The following is a 417-nucleotide window of genomic DNA, read 5'->3' on the forward strand; positions in this document are numbered from 1 at the left end:
TGACCATGCGGGTACAGGTAAGACATTTATAACTGATGGTGTTATTCGCTTTATTAAGTTTTTTCTAAAAAGAAAAGTTTGTTCCATGGCTCCAACAGGAAGAGCAGCAAAGGTTTTCAGAAGTAAAACAGGAGAAGAACATACATCAACAATTCATAGGTCAATCTATAAAATTGATACACTTAAAACAGATACATCTTTAGGTCAGGGGAAGTTTAAATATTACTATGAAGTAGCTCGTTGTATTTGGGGAAATAAATCTGTTTATATTGTAGATGAAGCTTCAATGTTAAGTGACATTGAAAATGATCATGAATTTTTCCGATTCGGTTCGGGTTTTTTAATGCGAGATTTAATAAGATATATTAATTTCTCTAGTCGTCCTGACTCTAAAATTATTTTCTGTGGCGAAGGAAT

Annotated in this window: 1 protein-coding gene; it reads left to right on the plus strand. The window is 32.6% G+C overall.

The features are described from left to right. Positions 1-417 (plus strand): AAA family ATPase (locus CIL03_RS19460; RefSeq protein WP_165768010.1); only part of this gene is annotated, 417 nt, incomplete at both ends.

The organism is Virgibacillus indicus (assembly GCF_002266285.1).
Taxonomy (GTDB): domain Bacteria; phylum Bacillota; class Bacilli; order Bacillales; family Amphibacillaceae; genus Virgibacillus_K; species Virgibacillus_K indicus.